The organism is Streptomyces sp. NPDC101490 (assembly GCF_044767145.1).
In the GTDB taxonomy this organism is placed as follows: domain Bacteria; phylum Actinomycetota; class Actinomycetes; order Streptomycetales; family Streptomycetaceae; genus Streptomyces.
The window spans coordinates 117,924-142,195 of the sequence record NZ_JBIWNI010000013.1 but is presented as its reverse complement, the minus strand read 5'-3'; the positions used below and the strand labels follow the sequence as shown (position 1 = coordinate 142,195).

Annotated in this window: 20 protein-coding genes; 2 read left to right on the top strand and 18 right to left on the bottom strand. The window is 72.6% G+C overall.

The annotated features are described in order from the left end of the window. Positions 1-4 precede the first annotated feature (4 nt). From ACIRQY_RS23020 to ACIRQY_RS22980, 9 genes are read right to left on the bottom strand one after another with little or no spacing between them, the layout of a single operon-like run. Positions 5-1,384: a glycosyltransferase gene (locus ACIRQY_RS23020; RefSeq protein WP_403928586.1), complete on the bottom strand. Its 1,380-nt coding sequence runs from the start codon at positions 1,382-1,384 to the stop codon at positions 5-7. Beyond that, on the bottom strand, positions 1,381-3,261 hold the full coding sequence (locus ACIRQY_RS23015; RefSeq protein ID WP_403928583.1) for an ATP-binding cassette domain-containing protein: 1,881 nt from the start codon (positions 3,259-3,261) through the stop codon (positions 1,381-1,383). Before ACIRQY_RS23015 ends, ACIRQY_RS23020 begins: the two co-directional genes overlap by 4 nt. Beyond that, complete coding sequence (locus tag ACIRQY_RS23010) at positions 3,258-7,382, bottom strand: amino acid adenylation domain-containing protein (protein WP_403928580.1); 4,125 nt, start codon at positions 7,380-7,382, stop codon at positions 3,258-3,260. Before ACIRQY_RS23010 ends, ACIRQY_RS23015 begins: the two co-directional genes overlap by 4 nt. Then, positions 7,376-7,714, bottom strand: coding sequence for an acyl carrier protein (locus ACIRQY_RS23005; RefSeq protein WP_403928578.1), 339 nt, complete (start codon positions 7,712-7,714; stop codon positions 7,376-7,378). Before ACIRQY_RS23005 ends, ACIRQY_RS23010 begins: the two co-directional genes overlap by 7 nt. Next, on the bottom strand, positions 7,707-8,717 hold the full coding sequence (locus ACIRQY_RS23000) for an OsmC family protein (RefSeq protein WP_403928575.1): 1,011 nt from the start codon (positions 8,715-8,717) through the stop codon (positions 7,707-7,709). The genes ACIRQY_RS23005 and ACIRQY_RS23000 overlap by 8 nt, the downstream gene beginning before the upstream one ends. Then, positions 8,702-10,090, bottom strand: coding sequence for a trans-sulfuration enzyme family protein (locus tag ACIRQY_RS22995; protein WP_403928573.1), 1,389 nt, complete (start codon positions 10,088-10,090; stop codon positions 8,702-8,704). Before ACIRQY_RS22995 ends, ACIRQY_RS23000 begins: the two co-directional genes overlap by 16 nt. A gap of 55 nt (positions 10,091-10,145) precedes the next feature. Next, the gene (locus tag ACIRQY_RS22990; RefSeq protein ID WP_403928571.1) at positions 10,146-10,613 is read right to left on the bottom strand and encodes an MmcQ/YjbR family DNA-binding protein; all 468 of its coding nucleotides are present in this window, start codon (positions 10,611-10,613) and stop codon (positions 10,146-10,148) included. Continuing rightward, complete coding sequence (locus ACIRQY_RS22985; RefSeq protein WP_403928569.1) at positions 10,610-11,593, bottom strand: transglutaminase domain-containing protein; 984 nt, start codon at positions 11,591-11,593, stop codon at positions 10,610-10,612. The genes ACIRQY_RS22990 and ACIRQY_RS22985 overlap by 4 nt, the downstream gene beginning before the upstream one ends. Further along, entirely contained in the window at positions 11,590-11,988 is a 399-nt protein-coding gene (locus tag ACIRQY_RS22980) for a hypothetical protein (RefSeq protein ID WP_403928565.1), read from the bottom strand. Before ACIRQY_RS22980 ends, ACIRQY_RS22985 begins: the two co-directional genes overlap by 4 nt. 127 nt (positions 11,989-12,115) lie before the next feature. Between ACIRQY_RS22980 and ACIRQY_RS22975 the strand changes: the two genes are divergently transcribed. Further along, a complete protein-coding gene (locus ACIRQY_RS22975) occupies positions 12,116-13,330 on the top strand; it encodes a hypothetical protein (RefSeq protein WP_403928562.1) in 1,215 nt (404 codons plus the stop codon). 101 nt (positions 13,331-13,431) lie between these two features. Further along, positions 13,432-13,848 (top strand): VOC family protein, encoded by a 417-nt coding sequence (locus ACIRQY_RS22970; RefSeq protein WP_403928559.1) that lies wholly within the window; start codon positions 13,432-13,434, stop codon positions 13,846-13,848. A gap of 37 nt (positions 13,849-13,885) precedes the next feature. Here ACIRQY_RS22970 and ACIRQY_RS22965 read toward each other — a convergent pair whose 3' ends face one another. The 9 genes from ACIRQY_RS22965 to ACIRQY_RS22925 form a co-directional block, all read right to left on the bottom strand. Continuing rightward, positions 13,886-14,746 carry a hypothetical protein gene (locus ACIRQY_RS22965; protein WP_403928556.1) on the bottom strand — a complete coding sequence of 287 codons (861 nt, stop codon included), beginning with the start codon at positions 14,744-14,746 and terminating at the stop codon, positions 13,886-13,888. Beyond that, entirely contained in the window at positions 14,740-16,647 is a 1,908-nt protein-coding gene (locus ACIRQY_RS22960; RefSeq protein WP_403928553.1) for a B12-binding domain-containing radical SAM protein, read from the bottom strand. The genes ACIRQY_RS22965 and ACIRQY_RS22960 overlap by 7 nt, the downstream gene beginning before the upstream one ends. Further along, positions 16,644-18,032, bottom strand: a complete 1,389-nt coding sequence (locus tag ACIRQY_RS22955) for an alkaline phosphatase family protein (RefSeq protein WP_403928550.1) — start codon at positions 18,030-18,032, stop codon at positions 16,644-16,646. Before ACIRQY_RS22955 ends, ACIRQY_RS22960 begins: the two co-directional genes overlap by 4 nt. Continuing rightward, positions 18,029-19,411 carry a GTP-binding protein gene (locus ACIRQY_RS22950; protein WP_403928547.1) on the bottom strand — a complete coding sequence of 461 codons (1,383 nt, stop codon included), beginning with the start codon at positions 19,409-19,411 and terminating at the stop codon, positions 18,029-18,031. Before ACIRQY_RS22950 ends, ACIRQY_RS22955 begins: the two co-directional genes overlap by 4 nt. A gap of 64 nt (positions 19,412-19,475) precedes the next feature. Then, a complete protein-coding gene (gene cysD, locus ACIRQY_RS22945; RefSeq protein WP_403928545.1) occupies positions 19,476-20,282 on the bottom strand; it encodes a sulfate adenylyltransferase subunit CysD in 807 nt (268 codons plus the stop codon). Further along, positions 20,263-20,940: a hypothetical protein gene (locus tag ACIRQY_RS22940; RefSeq protein WP_403928542.1), complete on the bottom strand. Its 678-nt coding sequence runs from the start codon at positions 20,938-20,940 to the stop codon at positions 20,263-20,265. The genes cysD and ACIRQY_RS22940 overlap by 20 nt, the downstream gene beginning before the upstream one ends. Before the next feature lie 86 nt (positions 20,941-21,026). After that, positions 21,027-22,373, bottom strand: coding sequence for an alkaline phosphatase family protein (locus ACIRQY_RS22935; protein WP_403928539.1), 1,347 nt, complete (start codon positions 22,371-22,373; stop codon positions 21,027-21,029). After that, complete coding sequence (locus ACIRQY_RS22930) at positions 22,370-22,660, bottom strand: acyl carrier protein (RefSeq protein WP_403928535.1); 291 nt, start codon at positions 22,658-22,660, stop codon at positions 22,370-22,372. Before ACIRQY_RS22930 ends, ACIRQY_RS22935 begins: the two co-directional genes overlap by 4 nt. Before the next feature lie 13 nt (positions 22,661-22,673). Beyond that, positions 22,674-24,194: an alkaline phosphatase family protein gene (locus ACIRQY_RS22925; RefSeq protein WP_403928532.1), complete on the bottom strand. Its 1,521-nt coding sequence runs from the start codon at positions 24,192-24,194 to the stop codon at positions 22,674-22,676. Between the last annotated feature and the right edge of the window lie 78 nt (positions 24,195-24,272).

Genomic DNA, 24,272 nt, shown 5'->3' with positions numbered 1-24,272 from the left:
CGTGTCACGGCGACAGGACTTGAGGCACCCCCGCGTCCGCACGGGCCGCCAGCTCCGCGAAGACCCGTGCCGCCGCCTGTTGGTCGTGCTCCGCGTGGAAGGCGCGAGCGCAGTCACGGGCTGCGGCCCGGCGGGGTGCGCCCGTGTAGTCGAGGATCGCGGCGGCGATGTCCACCGGGTCGCTGTCGCGGCGCAGTCCGGTTCCCGCACCCAGTTCGCCGAGGCGACGGGCGCTGTTGAACTGCTCCTGGAACGAGCCGAAGATGATCGCCGGAACGCCCCACAGCAGGGCACGCGTGGTGGTGCCGAAGCCGCCGTGGTGCAGCACGAGGTCCGCGTGCGGCAGGCGTGCCTCCAGCGGTACGTATCCCCGTGCGGTGACATGCGCCGGCAGCCCGGCACGGTGGTCGAGGACGCCGCCCAGGAACTCGAACTCGATGTCTCCGCCGCCCTCGGCAGCCCCCACCAGTTCGGCGGCCCGCACCAACGAATCGGCCAGCAGGGCCTCTTCGGGCTGGTCCGTGGTGGACAGGCTGACCAGCACCCGGCGGGCCGGACCGGGCAGCCGGGCGGGAACCCGTGCGGGCGGATCGACCTGCGGGCCCACGTAGTGGACGTGATGCGGGACGGACGCGGAGGCGGGGTCGAAGCGTGGGTGGCAGGTGACCACCGTGGCGTCGGCGTGCTCGTACTGCTCCTGGGCGGTGGCCAGCGGAGGCAGACCGAACTTCGCACGCACCTCGTTCAACCGGGGCAGGCCCTGCGCGAGCATGCGGGTGAAGAGGTAGGTGAACGGTCCGCTGCGGGCCGCGCGCAGACCCGTGAGGGCGGTGGTCGGCAGCGGGTAGATGGTGTTCATCAGGACGAGGTGCGGCAGGCCGAGCCGTTCGGCCGCGACAAGCGGTCCGAAGAGCGTGTAGTCGGCGGCGAGCAGTTCGGCCCCGCACTCCTCGGCGGCCCGGAGAGTGTCACGGCAGAGCGCTTCCGCGGGGCCGAACATGACCCGGTCCCGGATCAGTCGCGACGACTCGGCGGGCGTCTGCGCCTCCCACAGCTTGAGGACGTCCGTCTCCCGGCTGCGCGGGTCGTGCCGGGGTCCGAGCCTGTAGGGCGTGAACTCCAGGCCCGCCGCCCGCACCCGGTCCGCCACGGAGTCGTTCGACAGCACGGTCACCCGGGCGCCGCGGCGGGCGAGCCCATCGAGCAGCAGCAGGGTCGTGGCGACGTTCCCGCCGCCGTCCCACAGTGCGTACAGGATCCGGCGGCCGCGCAGGGACTCCTCCCAGAGCGCGCCCGCGTCCGGGACCGACCCTGCGGCCGTGCCTCCGCCCAGGGCCGCAGGGACCGCGCATCCGCCCTCGGACACCTCCGGGCCGGCCGTCACACCCGGCTCGTTCCGCGCTTCACCGCGGTCGCCGCCCAGGCCAGCATCAGGACGGCGAAGCCCGCGCCGACACCCACGCCGGTGGCCAGCTGACCGGCGTCCCAGCCGTCGTTGAGCAGTCCGCGCATCGCCTCCAGCAGGTACGTCGCCGGGTTGGCGGCCGAGGCGACCTCGATCCAGCCCTTCAGTTCGGAGGTCGGCATCAGGGCGGGCGAGATGAACAGCAGCGGGAAGAAGATCAGTGTGGCGGCCTGGGCGGCTGCCGCGTTGCCGGTCATGACGGCGGTGGCGGCGGAGTAACCGGCGATGCCGAGGCCCCACAGCAGGGCCAGACCGAACACCGCGAGCAGGCCCAGCAGTCCGGTTTCGGGGCTCATGCCCAGGGTCAGGCTGAGCAGGGTCACGATGATCGCCTGGACGAGCACCATGAGGGCGCCGATCGCGGTGAACGAGGTCATCAGCGCGGTGCGCGACAGCGGCATCGTCAACTGCCGCTTGAGGTGGCCCGCTTCGATGTCCTGCACCAGGGTCAGACCGGCCGCGCCGCCGGACAGCGAGGTGAACAGCAGGATCGTCGGCAGCAGGAAGTTTGCGTAGTTGCCGCCGCCGGACGCCTCGGCCGCCGCGGAACCGCCGAGCAGTCCGTCGTACACGAAGAGGAAGAACGTGCCGATCATCAGGTTCGGTGCGGTGGCGGCCGGGTTGCGCAGGGCCTCGCGCAGCAGGCGGCGCAGCAGCAGCCCGGTCTGGGTGAGCGGGGAAGCGGCCGAGCGGGCCCGCGATCCGCCCTGGGTGTTCTTCGGCGCGGTCGCCGCGGTGGTCAGCGAGCGCAGCCGTTCCGCGGTCGGCGCGTCCGGCTCGTCGGGCTCGGGCGGGGCGTCGTCGCCGGGGGCCAGGCCGTGGCCGGTGAGCGTAATGAACACGTCGTCCAGGCTGGGGCGGCTGACGCGCAGTCCGTGGTGGCGGATCTTCCGGGAGTGCAGGGTCAGCAGCAGTTCAGGGACCGCGGAGTCGGGGTTGCGCACGGAGTAGGCGAGGCGGTTGCCAGTGGCGCGGCCCGCTGCGCCCTCGACCAGGACGTCGGCGGCGAGCGCGCGGGCACTCTGCTCGTCGGCGAGCACCAGCTCCACGGTGTCGGCGCCGTGTGCGCGCTTCAGTTCGTCGGGGGTGCCCTCGGCGACGATCTTCCCGCCGTCGATGATCGCGACCCGGTCGGCGAGCTGGTCGGCCTCCTCCAGGTACTGGGTGGTGAGCAGCACGGTCGTCCCCGCGTCGCGCAGCGCCCTGACCTGGTCCCAGACGCGCCGACGGGCCACCGGGTCGAGCCCGTTGGTCGGCTCGTCGAGGAAGAGCACCTCGGGCCGGTGGACCAGGGCGAGCGCCAGGTCGAGGCGGCGCTTCATGCCGCCGGAGTACGTCTTGACCAGGCGGTCGGCGGCGTCCTCCAGGCCGATCAGCGCGAGCAGTTCACCGGCGCGCGCACCAGCCTCCTCTCTGCTCATGCCCCAGAGCCTGCCGGTCTGGCAGAGCGCCTCGCGGGCGGTGGCCAGTTCCGCCAGGCCCGTCTCCTGCAGGGCGACGCCGATGCTGCGGCGCACGGCCTCGCCGTCGGTCGCGGTGTCGTGGCCCGCGATGCGGGCGGTGCCCGAGCTGGGAGTGGCGAGCGTCGACAGCAGCCGGACGGTGGTGCTCTTGCCGGCGCCGTTGGGGCCGAGCAGTCCGTAGATCTCGCCGCGGGCCACCTGGAAGCTGACACCGGTCAGAGCGTGCAGGGGGCCGCTCTTCGCCGGGTAGTCCTTGGTCAGGCCGGTCACGTCGATGACGGGGTCCGCGCTGGTCTCCCGGTCCTTCTCGGTGAGGTGCTGGGCGGTTGTCATGGGGTTCCTCGCTCATCTCGGGCGTGTGTGGGGTTCGCCGGTGGTTCGGGGGCCGACCCATGGGGTGTCAGCAGGTCGGCGAGCGGTCCGCGACGGAGCGGGTCCATTACGGCGAAGTGGTCGCCCGGCACGTCCACGACCCGTGTTCCGGGAGGGAGTTCACCCCAGTGGTCGGCGAGCGGAAGGAGGCCGGGGAAGGCGTCGGGGGCGCCGTCCGTGCAGCGCACCACGCACACCGGCAGACCGTCCGGCGGAGCGGGCCGGTGGGTCAGCAGTGCCCGGTAGTTGCGCAGGTAGGTGCGGTACGAGGCATCCAGCTCCGGTGGTACCTCGTCGGCGCCCGGCGGCGGTGTGCCGCCGTGCAGGTCGGCGAGGAAGGCGCGGGCGGCGCCCGTACCGGAGTGGGCGTAGTGGCCGGGATCGGCCGCGACGAAGCTGTCGACGGTGACGACAGCGGTGACCTCGACGGGGCTGTGGCGCAGCAGCCGGGCGGTTTCCAGGGCGAGCACGCCGCCCATCGACCAGCCCGCGAACACGGCTTCTTTCGGGCCGAGTTCGGTGATCAGCTCGGCGGCGTAGCGGGTGGCGAGCGCGGTGACGCCGTCCGTTCCCCCGCCGCACTCGGTCTCGTCCGCGGGTGACTGGACGCCGACGACGTGGCGGGGGCCCGGCAGAGCGCCGACGACCTCCCGGTAGCACAGCAGCCCGCCGCCGACGGGGTGGAAGAGCACGAGTTGGGGCGCGCCGGGCTCCTGACGCAGGACCACGGTGCAGCGCGGTTCGTCGCTCCGCTCCGCCTCCACCAGCCGGGCCTGTCCGGCGAGCGTGGGGTGGCGGAACAGCCCGGACAGGACGGGGCGCACTCCGCAGACGGACTCGATGCGGCCCACCATGCGGGCGGCGAGCAGCGAAGTGCCGCCGAGGCGGAAGAAGTCCGCGCCCCGCCCGGGGACGGGGACGCCCAGTACCGACTCCCAGATTCCGGCAAGCAGCGTCTCCGTGCCGGGCAGTGGTGGTCCGCCGTCGCCGTCCCGGGAGGCGGGGGAGGTCGCTCCGGCGATGCGGCGCAGGGCGGCCCGGTCCACCTTTCCGTTGGCGGTGACGGGCAGTTCGCCGAGCGGCACGATCTCGGTGGGCACCATGTACGGCGGCAGCGTGTCGCGGGCCCTCTCCGCGGCCTTTTCGGCGAGTGCCGCCAGGCCCGCCGGGTCGCGCACCGCGCCCGGGTCGCACACCAGGAACAGTACGAGGCGTTGCTGGTCGGGCCGTTCCCCCAGCACTTCGGCGACGGCCGTGCGCACACCGGGCAGGCCGTGTGCGGCGGAGGCGACCTCGGCGAGTTCGATGCGGTGGCCGCGTACCTTCACCTGGGTGTCGGCGCGGCCCAGGAACTCCAGTGTTCCGTCGGGGCGGTAGCGGGCCCGGTCGCCGGTGAAGTACATCCGCTCCCCGGTCACCGGGTGGTTCCGGAAGGCGGCGCCGGTCTGTTCGGGTGCGCGGTGGTAGCCGCGGGCCAGCCCGGCGCCGGTGATGACGAGGTCCCCGGCCACCCAGTCGGGCACGTCCGCGAGGGCCGCGTCGAGCACGTGGAAACCCTGGTTGGCCAGCGGGGTGCCGTAGGGGACGCTGGTCCAGTCCAGCGGCGGGACGCTTGCCGTCAGGTGGATGTTCGACCAGATCGACGCCTCGGTGGCTCCGCCCAGTGCGGCGACGACGGCATCCGGTGCGAACTCCCGTACCTGGGAGGGCAGTCCGACCGGAATCCAGTCGCCGCTGAGCATCACCAGCCGCAGCGAGTCCAGGCTCTCGTGGGGGTGGCCCGCGTGCAGCGCCATGTCGAGCAGGGCGGGCACCGAGTTCCAGACGGTGACGCGGTGCTCGCGTACGCAGGAGGTCCAGGCGGTGGGGTCGGGCGGGCCCCCTCCGTCGTCGGGTGGCAGGACGAGCGTGCCGCCGGCGGCGAACGTGCCGAAGATGTCGAAGACGGAGAGGTCGAAGCCCAGCGAGGAGAGTTGCAGGATCCGGTCACCGGGGCCCATGCGGAAGCGGTCCAGCAGGTCGTCGATGGTGTTCGTCGCGGCCCGGTGCTCGATGGCCACGCCCTTGGGCTCACCGGTGGTGCCGGAGGTGTAGACGATGTACGCGAGGTCTGCGGGGGATGCGCCGGGGGCCAGTTGCGAGGTCGGCTCCGATCCGGCTGTCGTCCGGAGGTCCAGGGCCCTGACACCGGGGGTGGGTGCGAAGCCGTCGGGGTCGTCGGTGAGGGCGAACCGGATGTCGGCGTGGTCGAGCACCGCGGCGAGGCGCCGGGGCGGGGTGGCGGGTGCCAGCGGCACGTAGGCGCCGCCCGCGTACAGCACTGCCAGTACGGCGGCGATCTGCGCGCGGCTCCTGGCGGCCCGGACCGCGACAAGGTCACCGGGGCGCATTCCGGCGGCGGTGAGCCGGCCGGCGAGCGCGCCGGCCTCTGCCCGGAGGCTGCCGTAACTCACCTGCTCGGTGCCCTGGACGACGGCCGTGCGCTCAGGATGCTCCCGGCACTGCGCGTCGAATCCGTCGTGCAGGAGCCGGGCGGGCAGGGGGCGGCCGGTGGCGTTGGCGGCCCGGCGGGCGGCGGTCAGCGGTCCGGGCAGGACGGGGCGCAGTGGCTGGTCCCAGCGGTCCTCGTCCTCGGTGAGATCTTCGAGCCACTGTCGGTAGGTGGCGAGGAAGCCCGCGCTGAAGCCCTCGGGGAAGACGTCCTCCACCAGGTCAACCGTGCAGCCGATCCGGGCGGCCTCGTCCTCGTACACCTGGTGGTCGATCCAGACCTGCGGGGTGTGCAGGGCGCCGCCGAGTGGGCGGGCCCCGGGCAGGGCCGCCGCATCGGGGTTCTCGTGCGGCAGCGCGGGGCCGTCGCCCTGGAGGCCGATGCTGCTGGCGAAGACGACGGGGAGCAGGGCGGGTGCCCCGCCGTCGCGGGCCTTCATCCGGCGCAGCACCTCGACGGCGGACACGGCGGAGTGCCCGTACGCCTCGTGCAGCCGTTGCTGGAGGAGGCGGGTGCGCTCGCCGAAGGACGCGCCGGGGGCGGCCGGGACGGCGAGCGCGACCGTCGTCCCGTGGTTGCCGACGACCTCGGCGTGGCGCGGTGTGGCCGGGCGGCGGGAGGCGAGCACGGTCAGAGTGAACGTGTCCTGGCCGCCGGAGAACAGGGCGAGCACACAGGCGTACGCGGAGCACAGCACGGCGTTCACGGACAGGCCCCGCGCGCGGGCCCGGCTGCGCAGCCGTTGCGACCGCTCCTGCGACAGTGTCCAGCCGTGCCTGCGGAAGGAGGCGGAGTCGGCGGGTGCTCCACCGGCGGCGAGGGGCAGTTCGGGTGGTCCGGGGAGTTCGGACACGCGAGCGGCCCAGTACGCTTCGGCGTCCCGTCTGGCCCGGCCGGTCCTGCGCTCCTCCCGGCGGGCGAAGTCGAGGAACGAGGCCTCGGGGGCGGGCAGCCTGAGGTCCGGGTCCCGGTAGAAGGCGGCGAGGTCACGCACCAGGATGCCGACCGAAGCGGCGTCGAAGACGAACAGCCGCAGGACCAGGGTCAGCCGGACCAGCCCGGGCATCCGTACGAGGGTCGCGGCGAGCGGCGGGCCGTCGGAGAGCGGGGGCAGGGACTCCATCGCCTCGGTGCGCCAGGCTCGCCAACGGGACTCCGCGTGGGCGGGGTCCGGGTCCTTCTCAGCCTCGGCGTCGGCGCCGCCCGGGGCGGGTCCGGTGGCGTCCCTCACCGTCAGCGGAATCCGTGCGGCGCCGTCCACGCTCTGTGTCCCGTCGTCCCCCACGCGTACCCGGAGCATGGGGTGCCGGGCGGCGCAGGCGTCCAGGGCGCGGCGCAGCGCGGTCGCGTCGAGGCCGGGCAGTTCCCAGTCCACACAGAGCAGGGCCGGGGTGGAGAGGTCGTACGCGCCCTGCTCGCCGAGCCAGTAGGCGTGCTGGAGATCGGTGAGCGGGGCCGACGATGTGGGTGCGGCCGGGGTGCATGCCGAAAGGGCCGCCGGGCCCCGGAGCGCCGCCGGGCTCCCTGCCGCCGCCGGGTCCCGGAACGTGCCCGGGCTCGGCAGGGCGACCGGGCCGCCTTCGGTCACCATGCGGGCCTGCCCGGGCCGACCTCGTCGTCCGGGGTTGCGAGGAAGGTGCGCAGCGCCGTGAGGAAGGCTTCGTACCGGCTGTTCTGGAGCAGCAGCCGGACCGGGATCTCCTCGTCGAGGTCCTCGGAGATCCCGTCGGTGACCATGACGGCCTGGAGGGAGGTGCAGCCGACCGCGAAGAAGTCCGCGTCGGGCGCGGGCGGGGCGCCGTCGGGGGAGGCGACCCGGGTCCACCATGTGCGGGTGGCCTCCTCGACGGGGTCCGGGTCCGGCACGGCCGCGTCGGCCGCGCCCTTGGCGGTCACGGTCACGGTCTCGGCCTGGTCAGTCATGGGTGGTCGCCGCCGCGTCGAGGTTGATCTTCACCAGGTGCTCGTCCATCAGTAGGCCTGCGACCGGGGAGGTGCGTACCGCCTCCCGGACCAGGTCCTGCCAGCCGTCGGACGCGCCGTCGGGAGGGGTGACCTCCAGGGTGAGGCCGTGGACCGGGACCATCGGATCGGGGCCGATGAGGAACAGGCCCCGGATGTCGACCTGTCCGCCAGCCCTGACCCGCCAGGGTCCTGGAGGACGGCCCGCGGCCTCGGACAGTGCCACCGTGCGACCAAGCACGCACGAGGCGAGTGCCATCAGCAAGTACTCCTGCGGGTTGGGCCCCCAGTCGACGCCCGCCAGCTGCTTGGGCTGGTCGACCCGCAGCGGGGCCGACCCGTCCTCCGCGGTGGCGAGGAACTGGACGCTGTACTGCCAGTCCACCGCCGCCGAGACGCTTTCGCCGGAGCCCGCGGCGGGCGCGGCCGGCTCGGGGGCCGGCTCGGGGGCTTCCCCGCCGAGCACCAGGGCGAGGGGCTGCCTGTCGATCAGGGTGCGGTGGTTGGGGCTCTGCGTCTCCATGCCCGCCACGACCTCGGCGACGTCCACTCCCCCGGTGTCCGCCCGGACCGCGAGGTCGTAACTGAGGTTGGTGAGCCGGTCGCAGGACCCCTCGCGGACCCGTTCGGCGCCGATGCGCAGCCGGAGGGACTCCAGGGTGACGCCCCGTGCGCTGCCGCCGCCGACGAAGGTCGTCAGCGCGCAGGCGGCAAACGCGGTGAGCGCGAGCCGGACCGCGGTGGGCGCGTCGCCCCGGGTGGGGCCCTGCTCCAGGGCGACGGCCAGCTCGTAGCGCCGGGGCGTCTTGACGGTGCCCAGCACAGCGGGTTCGTTGTGCGCCTGGATGCCACGGCCCTCGGACCACCGGGCGACGGCGCCGTAGCGGTAGATCGCCTCGTGGGGCTGGATCTGCACCTCGTGGACCATCTCGCTGACGCCCGCGATGTTCATGCCGTTGCGCACGAGCTCTCCTCCTGACGGCCGTCACGGGCCTCGTCGTCCGGGCTGTCGGTGGTTGCGGCAGGCGCGGGGGCCTGGCCGAGGAGGGCCAGGGCGGCATCGAGGTCGCCGATCAGGTCGGCGAGATCTTCGACGCCGGCCGAGTAGCGGATCAGCCCGGGCCGGATGCCCACCGCGGTCCGTTGTGCCTGGGTCAGCGAACTGTGGGAGGTGTTGAAGGGCATGCTGACCAGGGATTCCACCCCGCCGAGGCTGGTGGCCACGCGGGGCAGCCGAAGCGCCTGCAGGACCCGAAGTGCTGCCGCGTCGCCGCCCGCGACCTCGAAACTGACGACGCCTCCGTAGCCGCGGGCGCTCTCGCGCAGGTGCGGGTAGGGGTAGTCGGGCAGGGTCGGGTGGTGGACCCGGCTGATGGCCGGGTGGCCGGCCAGGAAGGCGGCGATGCCACTGGCGTTCTCGTGGTGGGCGCGCATCCGCAGCGGCAGGGTCTTGAGGCCGCGTTCCAGGAGGAAGCAGGAGAAGGGTTCCAGGGTGCCGCCCAGCCGCATGGCCTGCGCCCACACCCGGTCGACGAACTTGCGGGAGCCCGCGACCGCTCCGGCCGTCAGGTCGCTGTGCCCGTTGAGGTACTTGGTGGCGCTGTGCACGACCAGGTGGGCGCCGAGGTCGATCGGGCGCAGGCAGACCGGCGAGAGGAAGGTGTTGTCGACGACGAGCAGGATGTCGTGCTGTCGTGCCAGCGCGGCGAGTTCGGCCAGCGGGGGCGCCTTGAGCAGCGGGTTGGTGAGACCCTCTACGAACAGCATCTGGGTATCGGGGCGGATGGCCGCCGCGACCGCCGCCGGGTCGGCGGCGTCGACGAAGGACACCTCGCGGCCCAGCGCGTGCATGTCCTCGCGCATCAGGTTGTACGTGCCGCCGTAGACGTCGTACGCCGTGATGATGTGCCCACCCGGATTGGTGAGCGCCAGCACAGTCGTGGAGATGGCGGCCATCCCCGATGAGGTGACCAGGGCGCTCTCGGCGCCTTCGAGGAGGGCGAGCTTCTCCTGGACGCTCCACTGGGAGGGGTTGCCGTACCGGGTGTAGATCGGCACGTCCCGGGTGACGCCCTCGTGGAAGGCGTCATAACTGGTCTCGTCGAGCAGGAACGTACTGGTCTGGAAGATCGGTGTCCCGACGGCCCTGGTGGTGGGGTCGAGGTAGGTGCCGCCGTGAACGGCCGTGGTCGAGTTCCCGGCCGGGGCGTCCAGGGACTGCTGGTGGGGGGTCCGCGGTCCGGCGGTCCGTTCGCGGCGGAGGTCGTTCATCCACCCGGCGTCGGCGCGGGCCCGGGGAAAGGAGCCGATGGCGGTGCCGTCCCGCTGCTCACTCATGGGGAAACCTTCACAATCTCGTTGTTCAGACGTGGAGTCGTCAGGCCTTGAGTTGTCAGGCGTGGAGTTGGTCGCGGACCTTGCGGGGCAGCTTGGCGAAGACGATCGCGTACGACTCCGAGATCCAGTCGAGGGTCTGCTCGGGCTCGATCCGGCCGTCGAAGTAGACGGTGTTGCTGAGCCTCTTGTTGGAGTAGTAGCCGGGGACCACCGAGGGGTACGTGGCCCTCAGCACCAGCGACTCCTCGGGGTCGTAACTGAACGTCGCGTACTGCGGATCCGCGTCGTGTCCGAGCATCAGGAAGATCTTCCCGCCGACCCGGTAGCAGGTGGTCTGCGGGCCGAAGACGTTGTCGTACGTCACGTGGGGCATCGCCATGCAGTGGGCGTGCACCACGTCGGACGGGAGCACCGGCCCCTCGGGAGCGGGGTCCGTCCCGGCCGCGGCGTCCGGCGCGGGGCCGGAGCCGGGGCCCGGAGTGGAGCCGGGGTCTGGCGCGGGGCCGGGGTCTGGCGCGGTCATACGGTCCCTCCATGGGCGTGGTACTCGGTGAGGTAGGAGACCCGGGGTTCCGTGCCCCCGTCCGCAGCCGCGTCCCCCGCGGCGGCCGGGCCCCCGTGTGTGGCGGGCGGCACCCACGCACCGGAAATCCGCGTGACCAGCCCGGTGAGCGGCTGGGTCACCGGGGTGTCGTCCGGGACGGAGGGAGACCAACGGGCCAGCACCTTCATGGTCATGGGGTCCAGCGGCACCCATGCGCCGGCCAGCCGGACCTCGCCCCAGTGGTGCGGGGTGGAGAACGGCTCGGCCACGATGAGACCGAACGACCGCCGGGTCTCGTAGCCGAGCCGGGCCGCCCCCTGGAGCAGCAGTGTGGAGCTGCCGCCGCAGTCCGCGATGCCGGTCGTGCGCATGAAGTCGGCGTCCCAGCGGATGGACTCGGCCAGCAGGTAGAACCGCAGTTCGGCTATCTCATGGCACAACTCGGCTAGATCGGAAGGGAGTGGAGACTCCGGTGGAGGCGGACCGCTCTCCAGGGTCACGGCCGGAGGCTCGTCCAGCGGACCGAGGACGACCTCGCGCCGCTCGCCGCCCGGCAGCGCGAACCGGTAGGCGCACTGCCCCGGATGGCCGGGATCGGGGCAGGTGGGCACGTAACGCAGCACGTGGCGGCCCGGGCCCTTGCGCGCCCGGGCCCAAGTACGCCCCCAGGAACGGATCGCGATGCGCCGCACCGAGGGCAGGCCGAGGTGGAGGGCGATGTTGCCGAGGTCGAGTCCGTCGTAGCGGCGCTCCCCGTCATCACCCTCCCGGCTGCTCAGCCCGGCGCACACGAGACGCTCCAGGAGGTCGGGGCCCACGCCGTGCTGGGACCTGGCCTCCCAGCTCGCACAGACGTACCTGCGGTGCTCGTCGGGGATCAGCGCGACGTCGGCCAGCAGTGCGCCGATCATCGCGTCGGTCACCGCGGGCCCCGGTGCCCGCCCGGCCGCGAGAGTCACGGTGCGAGCACTCCGGTGATCCGCAGCGTGACGTCCAGGCCCTCCTCGCCGGACTTGCCGATCCGGACGTCGCCGCGGACCTGGCGGTATATCTCCGTGCCCCCGGTGACGGCGAGCAGCCCGAGTTCGTTCTCGACGAAGCCCTGGGCCGTCACGCAGCCGCCGGGCAGCTCCATCGTGACGTTGAGCTGATAGCTCCGGTCGGACGCGAGCGTGCAGACGCCGGCGTCGCGGCCCACGACCGTGCCGTCGGCGTCCTGGAGGTCGTCGTGGAAGACGAAGTGGTCGCCCAGGGTGGTCTTTCCGTCCTCCTGGGCGAAGAGCTGGAAGCCCTTCCCTACCGAGAGGTAGCGCAGCACGCGCTCTTCGGTGAAAGGGGATGTCCCGACGGTCATGATGCTCTCCCCGCTGCCTTGTGACAGGCGCCTGTGCACTGGATCGCGCCAACATAACCGGCACATTGACTATAGTCAATGTCGCTTCTAGGCTCTCGCTTGACACCAGTTGAAGGGCGGACCATTCATGCAGCTCCGTGCCGCGCGTCTCCAGGTCGTGGGCTTCGGGCCCGCGGCCCTCGGCATCCCCATCGCCGCCGACCGCACCGGCCTCCTCGACGATCTGATGCGGGAGGGCTGCGTGTTCCTCGACCGCCGCGGCAGGAACGAGTGGCGCAGCCTGGACTACGACATCCCCTCCAACTCCGCGGCCGGGGACTTCCTGGAGGGCCTCTCCCCGGACGGCCGGCTGCGCGCGGTGCTGCGTTCCCCCGAGGTCCGGGCCCTCCAGGAGGCCCCGGACCAGCCGGTCGCACTGCGGGTCGCCGCGCGATTCCTGGCCCGTACCGCGAGGGAGATCGCCGACTACACGGTGCGGTTCGACGGCGCCCACACCCACTTCTCCACCTCCGTCGACCACCTCAGCCGCGACGCGGACGGGCTGTTCCACAGCCGCGACGCCCGGGGCCGCACCCTCGCGCTGTCGCGGAGCGCGGTCATCGCGGTGGGGGCCCGGCCCCTGGCGGGCGCCGCACCCCGGACGGTGACCTCGGAAGCGGTGTTGCGGCGCGAGTGCGACGCGCAGTGCGAGGCGGCGGTGGGCGCGGGCACCACGATCCGCATACTCGGCGGCTCGCACAGCGCCTTCTCGACGGTGGGACTGCTGCTGCGCGAGTGGGGCGACCTGCTGCGGCCGGGGCAGATCCAGGTGCAGGCCCGCAGTGAGATCCTGGTCTACCGGCCGGAGGCACGTGCGGCAGTCACGGACGGCCGTACAGGCGCGGTCGCGGTGGGCGGCACGGCCGACGTGGGCGGCACCGCCCTTGTCACGGCCGTCTCCGAGACCCGGCCGCTCCACCGGTTCGCCGGGCTGCGCGGCGAGTCCGAGGCCCTGTACCGCGCCGTGCTGCACGGCGCCGAGCCGCGCGTACGACTGCTGTGCCACCCCGAGGAGAACGATCCGGCCGCTTCGCCGCTGACCATCGCCGCCACCGGCTACCGGGCCCGCAGGCTGCCGGTGCTCGACGTCCGCGGACAACCCCTGTTCCCGCCGGGCGAGGCCGCGGTGGACGAGGAGGGACGGGTGCTGGACGGCCGGGGCCGCCCGGTGCCGGGACTGTTCGGCATCGGTCTCGGCCACTGTTCGCCGGTCGGCCCCGCGAGCGGTGACAGCGGGTATCCGATGGCCGCGGTGAATGTCTTCCACGGCCGCACCGCCGACCGGATCGTGGCCCAGCTGTAGGCCCACTCCGGAGCCGCCGCGCGGCTGCGAGGGCACGCCGGACCGCGCTGCGGCTGTAGGTTACATAGCGTTAAATAAGCACACTGGCAGGAGAATTGTTCGTGAAGGAAGATTCCGTGCGGTGCAGTTACGTCCGGCTCATGGTCGACGACTACGAGGCGTGCTTCCTCTTCTACCGGGACGTGGTCGGCTTCTCGGTCCTGTACGGCGACGAGGAGAGCCGGTACGCGGAACTGGACATGGGTACGGGAACCCATCTGGCGCTCAACAAGCGCGAGGTGATGGCCCAGGCGTTCGGTACGCTGCACGCCGACGCGAAGCTCCCCGGGCAGGACCGCTTCGCCCTGATCCTGGAGACCGACGACGTCGACGCCACCGCCGCCCGGCTGCGGGACGCGGGCGCGACCGTGGTCAAGGAACCGCAGGACTGGCCCGGCTGGGGCATCAGGGCGGCGCACTTCCGCGACCCCGACGGCTATCTGGTGGAGATCAACTCACCGCTGCCCGAAGAGGACTGACCATGCGTCGAGTGCCCGCTCCCCCAGGAGCCGGCGCTCAACGCGTGGTCAGCGGACGGTCCTGGACGTAGTGGAGGCCGAGGCGCAACGCCGCCTCGGCCTTTGCCAGTTCGGCCCCCAGGTAACCCGCGTGGCTGAGCTCCCCCGGCCCCAGCAGCCCGTGCCCGATCGCGCCGAGCAGCAGGGCCTCCGCGCTGTGCCCGGTCAGCTCCCGGCACTCCCTGAAGTCCTCTCCGTAGTGCCGCAGGACGATGCGCCGCCGGGCCGTCTCCACGGTCACGACGAAGTAGCCGGTGGCGGCTTCGCTCAGCAGCCGGCGCCGCCCGCCGGGGGCCAGGCGCACCACACGCGGCCCGCTCCCGGCGAGCTCCGCCGCCAGGACCCCGGCCGACGGCCCGGACTCCTCCCCGCCCGCCGGGTACGTGTACGGCTGGTCGTCCAGCGCGGCGGTCAGCCGCTTCTCGTCCGTGCAGCCGCGCAGGTCGACGAGGGTCACCCGGCGGCGGAACTCCGCGACCACCGCGGGCCGCAGGGTCCGCAGGTACGGCTCGTGACCGAGCGCGCCGATGATGCGCCCCTCGTCGTCCACGCCGTGCGCGGCCAGGGCGAGCAGGCTCTGCCCCGGCCTGAACAGCGACGAATCCGGCCCCGCGACGACGAGGCGGCGCACTCCGTCCCGTGCCACCACGGCCCGTACCAACTGCTCGATGCCGACGTTGGCCGTGGTCAGCGCGCCCGCCGCGGCGACCCTGGGATGTGCGGCGACCCAGGTCGCGAGCCGCTGGTCGCCCAGCGTGCACACGGCCAGGTCCCGGACCGCGGCGGGACCCGGCCCCGGACCGGCGGCGGAACCGCCGGCGGACTCCCGGCCGGTGGGCGCCGCGGTCCCGTTCACCATGTCGGCGCACCGCCGTTGTAGCTGCGCGGAGCGCCACCCGGCTGCGGCACGGGCAGCTGCGAGCTGATCTCGGCGACGTCCAGGCCCAGGCGGTGGAAGCGCATCCCTGTGCGCAGCTGACGGGTGCGGATCTCGTCGATGCTCCGGCGGAACCGGTCCTCGACCTCGGCCACCTGGCGGCGCTGCTGGGCCGCGTCGAGGCTGCCCGACAGCACGCCCTCCAGGTTGTCCATGAAGAACGCGTAGTTGGCGAGCCCCATCTCCTGCCGCAGCCCGTGCAGGAAGCCCTTGAACTCCTCCAGTTCGGCCATCGCCTCGGGCACGTGGTGGAAGCGCCGGTAGAGCCGGGAGACGAAGGTCTGCACCACCACGTTGAAGGTCTCGAACTCGAAGACCGCCGACTGGTCGGTGAGCACCCCGCGCTGGTGGTAGTCGTCGTTGTTGTAGAGCGAGGCGTAGTGCACGGCGAGCTTCTGCACCCGCTCGTCCTTGAACCGGTAGTCGTACGGGTCCAGGGACTTCCGGTAGTTGTCGCCGAGGAGCCCGTCGGCGGCCATCTTCGTCTCGATGGTGGTGCCCGGGTACACTTCCAGCCGCTCGGTGAGCCGGCGCAGGTTGTGACCGGCGTGGGAGCGCAGGAACTTGGCGTTCTCCACGAGGGTATCCACCGTGGCGTACGGGTGGAAGGGGATGAAGCCCATGGCGAGGTAGATGCCGTGCTCGCGCAGCATCCGGATGACGGTGACGTTGTTCTCGACGGTGGCGCGCTTGTCCCACAGGAGCAGTTCCTCCGCGACGCCCGACTCGATGCCCACGTTGACCTTCTCCAGGCCGCTGCGCACCATCAGGTCGAGCAGGTCGTGGTCCTCGGGGGTGTCGTCCCAGTTCTCCGCGCGCATGCAGACGTTGTAGAAGATGTCCAGGCCCCGGTCGAGGATGCCCTGGGCGATGGCACGGACCCGCTTCTTGCCGACCCTGCCGCCGTCCGGGTCCTCGAAGGTCGAGTCGACGAAGTCCAGAGTGCGGAACTGGTGTTCGCGCACGAGGTGCTCGACCTCGTCCACCACCGATTCGGCGCTGCGGCCTCGCCAGGCCTTGCCGGCCTGCACCCGGTTGCCCAGGTTGGGCGCGGAGCAGAAGGTGCACCGGGCGACGCAGCCGCGGCTGGTGCTGACCCTTACGTACTCCAGTTTGTTGCCGTGCGCCGTGAGCTGGTCGCGTGCGGGGTACGGAAGGACGTCGAGGTCGTGCACGAGGGGGCGCGGCGCGTTCTGCCGCAGTTCCCCGTCCTCCCTGCGGTAGGCGATGCCGGGGCAGTCCTCGACGCTCTCGCCCAGCGCGAGACGCTGCACCAGGTCCAGGATGAGCGGCTCGCCCTCGCCCACGGCGACCAGGTCGGCGTACGGGTTGCCGCGCAGGACGTCCTTGCCGGTGAACGTGCCAGCCGGGCCGCCGCAGGCGATGACGACCTCGGGGAGCCTCCCCCGCAGGGTCTCGGAGAACTCCAGGCAGCTGGGCACGTTCAGGCTCATCAGCGTGAAGCAGACGAGGTCGGGGCCGAACCCGACGATCTCCTCCACGGCTTCGTGGTGGCTGCCGTGCTCGACCTCGCGTATCTCACAGGTGAAGCCGACCTGACGCAGGACGGCGGCCATGTAGGCGACGCCCAGATGCTCGGGCGACATCACGAGGTCGCCGTCGAGCAGGATCACGAAGCTGACCCGGAAGGCCGCCGGGTCGGTGATCCGCTCGTCCAGCGCGATGGTGAAGTCGCCGGGCTTGGCCCGGCGCACCGCTTCGATGGGCAGCGAGATCGCGGGGGCGGGCGGAACGGGGGGGACTGGTACGGGCGCGGGCGGAACGGCGGGCACGGGGACGGGCGTCGCGTCGGTGGTGGTCATCCTGCGTTCCTCTCGGTGCCGGCGCCCACGGGCGCCGAGGTGTTCACACCGCGCATGTCGCGGCCCTCCATCGAGGGCGGGGAGGCGATGCCCAGGCCCGCGAGTACGGTCGGCATCACGTCGCGCATGTCGACTCCGCCGGTGCCGCTGTCGCCGCGGCTCCAGAAGGTGGCGTCGTCGCGGGTGTGCGTACCGGTGAAGGGGCCGGGGAGCACCGGAGCGTCGGTCGACCAGGCTCCGCGGATCTGCACGCCGGGTGCGGGCATCGCCACCAGGTCGGGGGCGCGGTCCGCGACCGGGCCCGAGTAGAGCTCGACCCCGTACAGCACGTCGGCGACCAGGGGCCGTCCCGGGCCGCCCTCGGCGACCGTGCCGTCCTCGGCCAGGCGCAGGGCGAGGAGCCCGCGGCCGATCTCCTCGGCGGTGCCCGGTGCGAGGTCGCGGCCCCGGGGGAAGCGGCCTCGGTGGTTGAGGTGGATGCGACCCGGGTCGAGGGCGAAGGCCGTGGTGCGCTCGTCGATGCCGGTCAGGGACTCGGCGTCGGCAGGCAGTGCCAGGTAACCGGCCTGCCGCAGCCAGGCGTTGAGGTAAAACTGCGTGTCGGCGGGGCCGAAGCCGTGATCGCTGACGAGCGTCAGGGCGCCGTCGTCGCCCGCGAAGGGCACCAGTGCGGCGACCGCCTCGTCGACCTCGCGGTAGAAGTCCATGATCCGGCCGTGCAGGGGAGCCGCCGCGTCGGTGACGTGCCGCCAGAGGAAGTGGTGGATCCGGTCGGTCTCGGTGAACACACAGAGGGCGAGCGCCCAGGGCTCCTCCTCCAGCAACCGCAGGTACGCCCGGCGGCGGGCCCGGAGCGCGTCCAGCGCCCGGTCGATGAAGCCGTCGGGGTCGTTCGCCGCGTCGCCCACCTCGACGTCGAGGTGGTAGCCAGCATCGCGCAGGGCGTCGCGCAGCCTGGGCGGGGAGACGGCCCGGTCGAAGTCGGGGGCTACGAAGCCGGAGACGAGGGCGCCGTGCACCGGCGGGGCGGGGTAGGTGCCGGGCACGTTGAGCACGAGGACGGGGACGCCCGCGGCGGCGGTGGCCTGCCACACCGGGGTCGCCGCCAGGTCGTTGACGTTGGGGAAGCGGGTGCGGTAGTCGCCGGGTTCGGTGTCGATGAACCCGTAGATGCCGTGCTGCCCCGGGTCGGCGCCGGTCAGGAAGCTGGCCCAGGAGGTGGAGCTGATCTCGGGTACGGGAGCCCGCAGCGGGCGCAGCGCACCTTGCGGGAGCAGAGTGGCCATGTGGGGCATGACTCCCTCGTCGGCGAGTTTCTGGAGCAGCCAGTACGGCACGCCGTCCAGGCCGATCACCAGCGAGCGCGGGTGACTGTCGGTACTCATGCCGTGCCCTTCTCCTGGTTCGTGTTCCGTACGTCCGGATCCTGCGCGTCCGTGACCCGTACACCCGTGACCCGCGCGTCCGGATCCGGCGCGTCCGTGTCCTCCACCCGGTCCACGACGCCCAGCGCCAGCGCCCGGCCGTCCTCGTCGCAGAGCATGAAACGGCCGAGCCGCACGCAGTCGCGGACGCGGTCGGCGGGGGCGGCGGTGTCCAGCCGCAGCCGGAGGTCCGCGAACTCGGTGAAGCGGACCGGTCCCTCCTCGGTGATGCGGGCGAGTGTGGAGCTGTTCCAGCGGCTGTCGATCCGCTCGACGTACGCGGGCGCCGAGGCCGCCGCGTACCGGACGACACAGCGGTCGCCCTCCGCGACGGCCTTCGTGTCGCTGGTGGACAGGATCCGGATGTGCCAGGTGCGTCCGCTGGTCAGCGGCTGGTCCGGGGGCGCGAGCACGGCGCCCGGCGCGGGCTCGGTGCCGTCGAAGAGCAGGCCCACGCTGTCGCCGGACTCGGCCTTCTCCAGCGCGGCCTCGCCGAACCGCTCGACGGTGCGGACGACGCACCTCGCCCCGTCCGTGCCGGCGAGGACCTGGCCGGGACGCAGCGTGCCGCTCTCCACCCGCCCCGCGATGCGCCGGGCGCCCGGTGTGCCGACGACCGCCTGGACGGCGAACCGCAGCAGCTCCGAGCGGGACCGCTCCAGGCCGAGGCCGTGCAGGGTGTCGAGCAGGGGCTGCCCGGTGTACCAGGGGAGTTCATCGGGAGCGGGGGCGGTGATGTTGTGCCCGGCGACGGCGCTGACCGGGACGGTGGCGGACAGTCGCAGTCCGCACGCCTCGGCGAGCGCCGCCATCTCGTCGGCGACCCGGCGGAACTCCTCCTCCCCGTATCCGACGAGGTCCATCTTGGTGACCGCGCACACCACGGTGGTGACGCCGAGCAGTTCGAGCACCCGCAGGTGCCGGCGGGTCTGGTCGGTACTGCGGACGAGGCAGTCGACCACGACCACGCCGAGTTCGGCCCGGGAGGCGCCGGTGGCCATGTTCTTGAGCAGTGCGAGGTGCCCTGGCACGTCGATGAGGACGTAGCGGCGGGCCTCGGTCTCCAGGACGGCCTGGGCGGTGTCCAGGGTGAACAGGCCGGCGCGTTCCTCGCTCAGCCCGTCGAGCAGGAACGCGAGGCCGCCCTCCTCGACGCGGGTGCCGAGCCGGTCGGCCGTGATCGCCCCGGTGTCGTGCAGCACCCTGCCCAGGAGGGTGGACTTGCCGTGATCGACCTCGCCCACGAAGGCCACGTGCAGGGTGTCGGCCGCAACGGGTCCGGCGGGTGGCTCGACTGTGCTCGGAGCGGGCGGGGTTGAAATGGTGGGCGGGGTTGTCATGGGGGCTCGATTCCTGTCGGTACGGGGGCTCACCGGCGGCCGGGGGCCCGCAGCTGTTGCCGGGTCACATGTAGCCGAGGGCCCGCAGCTTCTGCATGGAGGCGGCGTCCTCCTTGTCCTGCGCGCGCCCGGCCCGTTCGCCGTCGCGGGCGTGCCTGACCTCCAGGACGACGTCAACCACATTGGTCGCCGTGCTGCTCACGGGGGTGCAGCAGCAAGCGCAGCCGATCGAGCGGTAGCGCTTCTGGTCCTCGGCGAAGTAGAGCCCGGGCACGGGGATGTTCTCGGCCTGGACGTACTCCCAGATGTCGATCTCGCGCCAGCGCAGCATGGGGTGGACGCGGATGTGCCCGTCGTCGGCCACGGCCGTCTCGTGCAGGTCCCAGAACTCGGGCGGCTGGTCCTGGTAGTCCCAGGAGAACGAGGCGTCGCGCGGGCTGAAGATGCGCTCCTTGGCCCGTACCCCGTGCTCGTCGCCGCGGATGCCGGCGATGACGGCGTCGTAGCCGCCTGCGGCGATGGCCTGCTTGAGCGCGTTCGTCTTGAGCGCGGTGCAGCAGTCGAGCTTGCTTCCCACCGTGGGGCCCATGCCGGCGGCGAGCGCCTCCTCGTTGCGGTGGACCCGCAGGTCGAGTCCCCACTCCTCGGTGATCCGGTCCCGGAACTCGTACATCTCGGGAAACTTGTACGTGGTGTCGATGTGCAGGACCGGGAAGGGCACCTCGCCGAAGAACGCCTTGCGGATCGCCCAGAGCAGGCTGGTGGAGTCCTTGCCCATCGACCAGAGCAGGGCGGGGCGCTCGAAGCGCTGCTGCACCTCGCGCAGGATGTGTACGGTCTCGTTCTCCAGTTCACGCAGTGCCTGGTGCACCGGCGGTTCCTTCCAGTGAGGTCTCGGTGGGGAGGAGGGTGCTTCCGTCGGCCGGGTGCAGGCCCACCACCAGGGGGTGGCAGCCGCGGAATCGGCCGGGGAAGCGGTGGTTGGGGTGAGTGAGGCCGACGGCCGCGTACAGGACGGGGGCTTCGGGGCCGGTGGGCAGGGCGACCTCGCCGGGCCCGGCGTCCAGCAGCCTGAGGTCGCGGACGATCCAGTCGAAGTGCTCGCCAGTGCTGTCGGTGAACTCCATTCGCAGGAAAGTCCGTCCGCCGGTGGAACGTTGGTGGCGAAAGCCCAACGGGCGGACCGCCACCAGTCCGGCGCTGCGCCCGCCCGCGAAGGCGGTCGCGACGTCCGGATCGGCGACGGCCGCCAGGAGCGCGGCCCGCCCGGCGGGCCCCGCCGGTGGCCCGGCCCGCCGGGGCGCGCCGCCCGCGGCACGGTCCTCGGGCCGGGCACCGTCGCCGGTGGCCGGGCCCAGCACCAGCCGTACGGGACGGTGCATGACGTAGCCGGGATCGGTGCCGGCTACCTGGGCCGCGGTGACCGGTTCGGGCCGCAGCCACCGCCCTTCGGCGGTGACCCCGGCCACGCAGGCCCCGCCCTCGGTGTCGAGGGTGACCGCCAGCGGGACGAACTCGGCTACGGCCAAAGAGAGTTCCGGGCCTACGGGAGCCGCCGTCCCTGGTGCGGCAGCCCCCGCGTGCTCCCGTACCGCCGGCTCCCCCGCGGCCCCGGTCATCCGGCGGCCCCCAGGGGGCTGCCGGTCAGGTCGTCCAGCGGCGGCCGGCCGAGCATCCGCAGCACGGTCGGTGCCACGTCGAGCGGCTCTCCGGCGCGGCCGTCGCCGGTGCCGAAGGAGCCGCCGAGGCCGCCCCAGTACGACTCCCTGCGGTGCCAGCCGCTCTGCAGCGTGCGGTGCACCTGCGCCGACCAGTGGGTGTCCCCGAGCGGCAGGTAGCGCCAGTCGTACGGGACGAGGATCAGGTCGGGCGCCCGGGCGGCGGCCGGGCCGCTGTGCACGTCCTCGGCCCGCAGCACGTCCGCGAACAGGGGAAGCCCGGTGTACGGGTTGAGATGGGCGAGCAGCACCTCGCGTACCCGGTTCAGGGTGTCCTCACGGCGGTGGGGCTCCACGATGCCGTGCTTGTAGCGTCCCACGGTGTTGAGGTTGACGCCCTGGGTGCCCTGGACCGCTTCGAACGCCTCGGTGGCCGTCCAGTCCGGGCGGCCGTCGGCGCCCTTGGTGAGCAGTCCGGCGGCCTGCAGGACGTCGTTGACGGAGACGTACGCGCGCAGCGGACCGAAGCCGATCTCGGAGAACGCCAGGACCTCGGTGTGCTCGTCGGCCCGGTCGAGGAACGCCCCGAGCACGTCGTCCACCTGCTGGTACGCCCGGCGCACCGCTTGGTCCTCCTCGGCGACCGGACTGCCCGGCTCCAGCTCCTGCCAGTAGACATGCGAGAGCCGGTCGATGGCGGTGAGGTTGAGGACGAGCAGATCGGGCGCGTCGCCCTGGCCGCCGTCGAACAGGTGGAGGGCGGCGTCCGCGCGGGCCCGGTCGGCGCCGAGCACCTTGCTGGTGAACTCCGCCCGGTCCTGTCCCTGGAACCAGATGTTGACGTCGTGGGCGGGGTGGATGCCCTCCTTTCCGAGGCGTACGGGCAGGTCACGGGGGTGGCAGGCGTGCAGGGTGCGGCGCATCGGGTAGGCGATGCAGCTGCCGTTGAGGGGCTGGACGGGGTGCGTGCCGAAGACGTTGACGACAGCACTCGTCATGTCGGCCAGCTCCGGCCGCTGCCACAGCAGGGGCCGGCTCGGCGAGGAGCTGTCGAGCACGGCCGGTTCGTAGTCGGGGCTGTGCGCGTCCCAGTACGAGAAGCAGCCGTGCTCGGCGGGTCCGTGCCCGGTGAACGCGCTGATCAGGCCCGAGGGTTCGTAGGGCACCAGCTCGGAGCGCATGGTGCCCCAGGCGCCCTCGGCCCGCAGCCTGGCGAAGGCCGGCAGGACATCGGGCCCCCAGCGCTCCAGGAGTTCGGGCGCCGCACCCTCGGTGACGAGGACGACGGCGCGCCGGCGGGTCATCCGAGGGTCCCCGCGCTCGGTACGGCGTCGGTGGCGGCCAGGCGCTCCTCGACGTAGTCGCCCAGGACGTTCAGCGAGTCGACGAGCAGCACGCTGAGGTCCTCGTCGTCGATCTGGATGCCGAACTCGTTCTCGACCCAGATGAGCAGTTCCAGGCCGGCCACCGAGTCGATGTCCAGCGCTGCGCGCAGTCCCTCGTCGGGCACGGTGGCCGGGTCGCGGTCCAGGCGCAGTGCCTCGACGACCACCTTGCGCAGTCGGTCCTTGGTCTCGGCTGTCGCGGTCATCTCGTGGTTCCTCTCAGAGATAGCCCATGGCGCTGAGCGTCCGGGCCGTCAGGTCGTCCTCACGCAGGCTGCGTGCGGTGTCCTTCGGGTGCGGTGCCGGCGCACCCGGGTCGGGCAGGAAGGGCAGCGGTCCGGCGCCCGCGTCGAGCACCTCGGGCACCGGCCGGCCGTGCGCGGCGGCCGGGTGGCGCAGTCCGAGGTCGTGCAGCAGTGTGGGGGCGAGGTCGCAGAGCGCGACGGGCTCCTCGCGGCGGCCGGCCGGGACGCGCGGCGAGCGGTAGGCCCACAGGCCCGCGTACCGGTGCATGCCCGTCTGTTCGCTGGGGCGCCAGATGCCGCCGACCGGGCCGGGGTCGGCGAGCACGCCCTCGTCGGCGGGCACGAGGAGCAGGTCGGGTGCCGTGTGCGACATCGCCCCGGGGTAGGCCTCCGCGCGGGGCAGCACGGCGGCGAACACCGGCCGTCCTGTGTCAGGTGCTCTCAGCGACAGGAAGAGTTCGCTCAACTCGGCGCTCAGGCCGACGACCTCGTCCTGGCGCACGATGCCACGGTGCTGGCGTCCGGCGAGGTTGAGGTTGACGCCATAGCAGCCGGGGGTGGGCATGTAAGCGCGGGTGCGGTCGAAGTCGACGCCGCGCCCCTCGGCCTCGAACCAGCCCGCGCGTCCACCCGCGCCGGGGCTGGTGGCGAGCAGTCCCGCCTCCTCCAGCAGGCTGTTGACGCCGAGGTTCAACCGCCCCTGCCCCAGGCCGTGGTCGGAGACCAGCATGACCGGGGTGTCGTCGCCGACGGTGGCGAGGATGTCCCCGATCACCGCGTCGACTGCCCGGTGGATGAGCTCCACCGCCTGTCCCCACTCGGCCTGTCCGGGCACGGTGTGGCCGGGGTGGCAGGCGTCGGAGAAGTGCCAGTAGTGGTGGGCGATCCGGTCGATCTCGGTGATGACCGCCATGACGACGTCGGTCTCGTGGTGTTCCATCAGGTGGGCGATGGAGCGGCCGCGGGCCGCGACGTTGGCCAGCGCCTTGTCGAGGTAGCCGTGGTCGCCCTGGAACATCGCCATGATGTCGGGCATGAACGGGGCGCCCGCCCTGGAGAGTTCGCCGAGCAGCGTGGGCGGGTCGCTGAACCGCAGGGTCCGCTCCAGCGGCCAGGTGACCTGGTAGCCCGGGAGCTCGCGCGGCGGGTGGGACATCGGCACGTTGATGATCCCGGCGCTCCAGCCCTGTGCGGCCAGCCACTCCCAGATCGTGCTGCACCCGAAGTCGCCGGTACCGGTCAACCGGTCGCCGTAGTCGGCCTCCTGGGTGCCGAAGAACTGGTAGACGCCGTGCCCGCCGGGGCGGCGCGCGGTGACGAAGGTGCTCCAGCCGGGCGCCGTGTGGGCGGGCCAGGTGGTCGTGGTGGCGCCGTACATGCTCTGTTCGAGCAGTCCGGCCAGATGGGGCAGCAGCCCCCGTGCGATGAACGGCTCCATCATCGCCAGGCTTCCGCCGTCGATCCCCAGGATCAGTGCCTTGGGGCGTGCTGTCACGGTGCCTCCCTCCCGTTGGAGACCGCCTCGCTGCGTGGGCGGCTGCTCTCGGGGCCGAGACTAGACAGCCCTCTTAAC

Excerpts from the sequence above, each read along its gene's own strand:
- ACIRQY_RS23015 (WP_403928583.1), bottom strand. The coding sequence starts at position 3,261 with ATGACAACCGCCCAGCACCTCACCGAGAAGGACCGGGAGACCAGCGCG.
- ACIRQY_RS23010 (WP_403928580.1), bottom strand. The coding sequence starts at position 7,382 with ATGGTGACCGAAGGCGGCCCGGTCGCCCTGCCGAGCCCGGGCACGTTC.
- ACIRQY_RS23005 (WP_403928578.1), bottom strand. The coding sequence starts at position 7,714 with ATGACTGACCAGGCCGAGACCGTGACCGTGACCGCCAAGGGCGCGGCC.
- ACIRQY_RS22995 (WP_403928573.1), bottom strand. The coding sequence starts at position 10,090 with ATGAGTGAGCAGCGGGACGGCACCGCCATCGGCTCCTTTCCCCGGGCC.
- ACIRQY_RS22990 (WP_403928571.1), bottom strand. The coding sequence starts at position 10,613 with ATGACCGCGCCAGACCCCGGCCCCGCGCCAGACCCCGGCTCCACTCCG.
- ACIRQY_RS22980 (WP_403928565.1), bottom strand. The coding sequence starts at position 11,988 with ATGACCGTCGGGACATCCCCTTTCACCGAAGAGCGCGTGCTGCGCTAC.
- ACIRQY_RS22975 (WP_403928562.1), top strand. The coding sequence starts at position 12,116 with ATGCAGCTCCGTGCCGCGCGTCTCCAGGTCGTGGGCTTCGGGCCCGCG.
- ACIRQY_RS22965 (WP_403928556.1), bottom strand. The coding sequence starts at position 14,746 with ATGGTGAACGGGACCGCGGCGCCCACCGGCCGGGAGTCCGCCGGCGGT.
- ACIRQY_RS22960 (WP_403928553.1), bottom strand. The coding sequence starts at position 16,647 with ATGACCACCACCGACGCGACGCCCGTCCCCGTGCCCGCCGTTCCGCCC.
- ACIRQY_RS22955 (WP_403928550.1), bottom strand. The coding sequence starts at position 18,032 with ATGAGTACCGACAGTCACCCGCGCTCGCTGGTGATCGGCCTGGACGGC.
- ACIRQY_RS22950 (WP_403928547.1), bottom strand. The coding sequence starts at position 19,411 with ATGACAACCCCGCCCACCATTTCAACCCCGCCCGCTCCGAGCACAGTC.
- ACIRQY_RS22935 (WP_403928539.1), bottom strand. The coding sequence starts at position 22,373 with ATGACCCGCCGGCGCGCCGTCGTCCTCGTCACCGAGGGTGCGGCGCCC.
- ACIRQY_RS22930 (WP_403928535.1), bottom strand. The coding sequence starts at position 22,660 with ATGACCGCGACAGCCGAGACCAAGGACCGACTGCGCAAGGTGGTCGTC.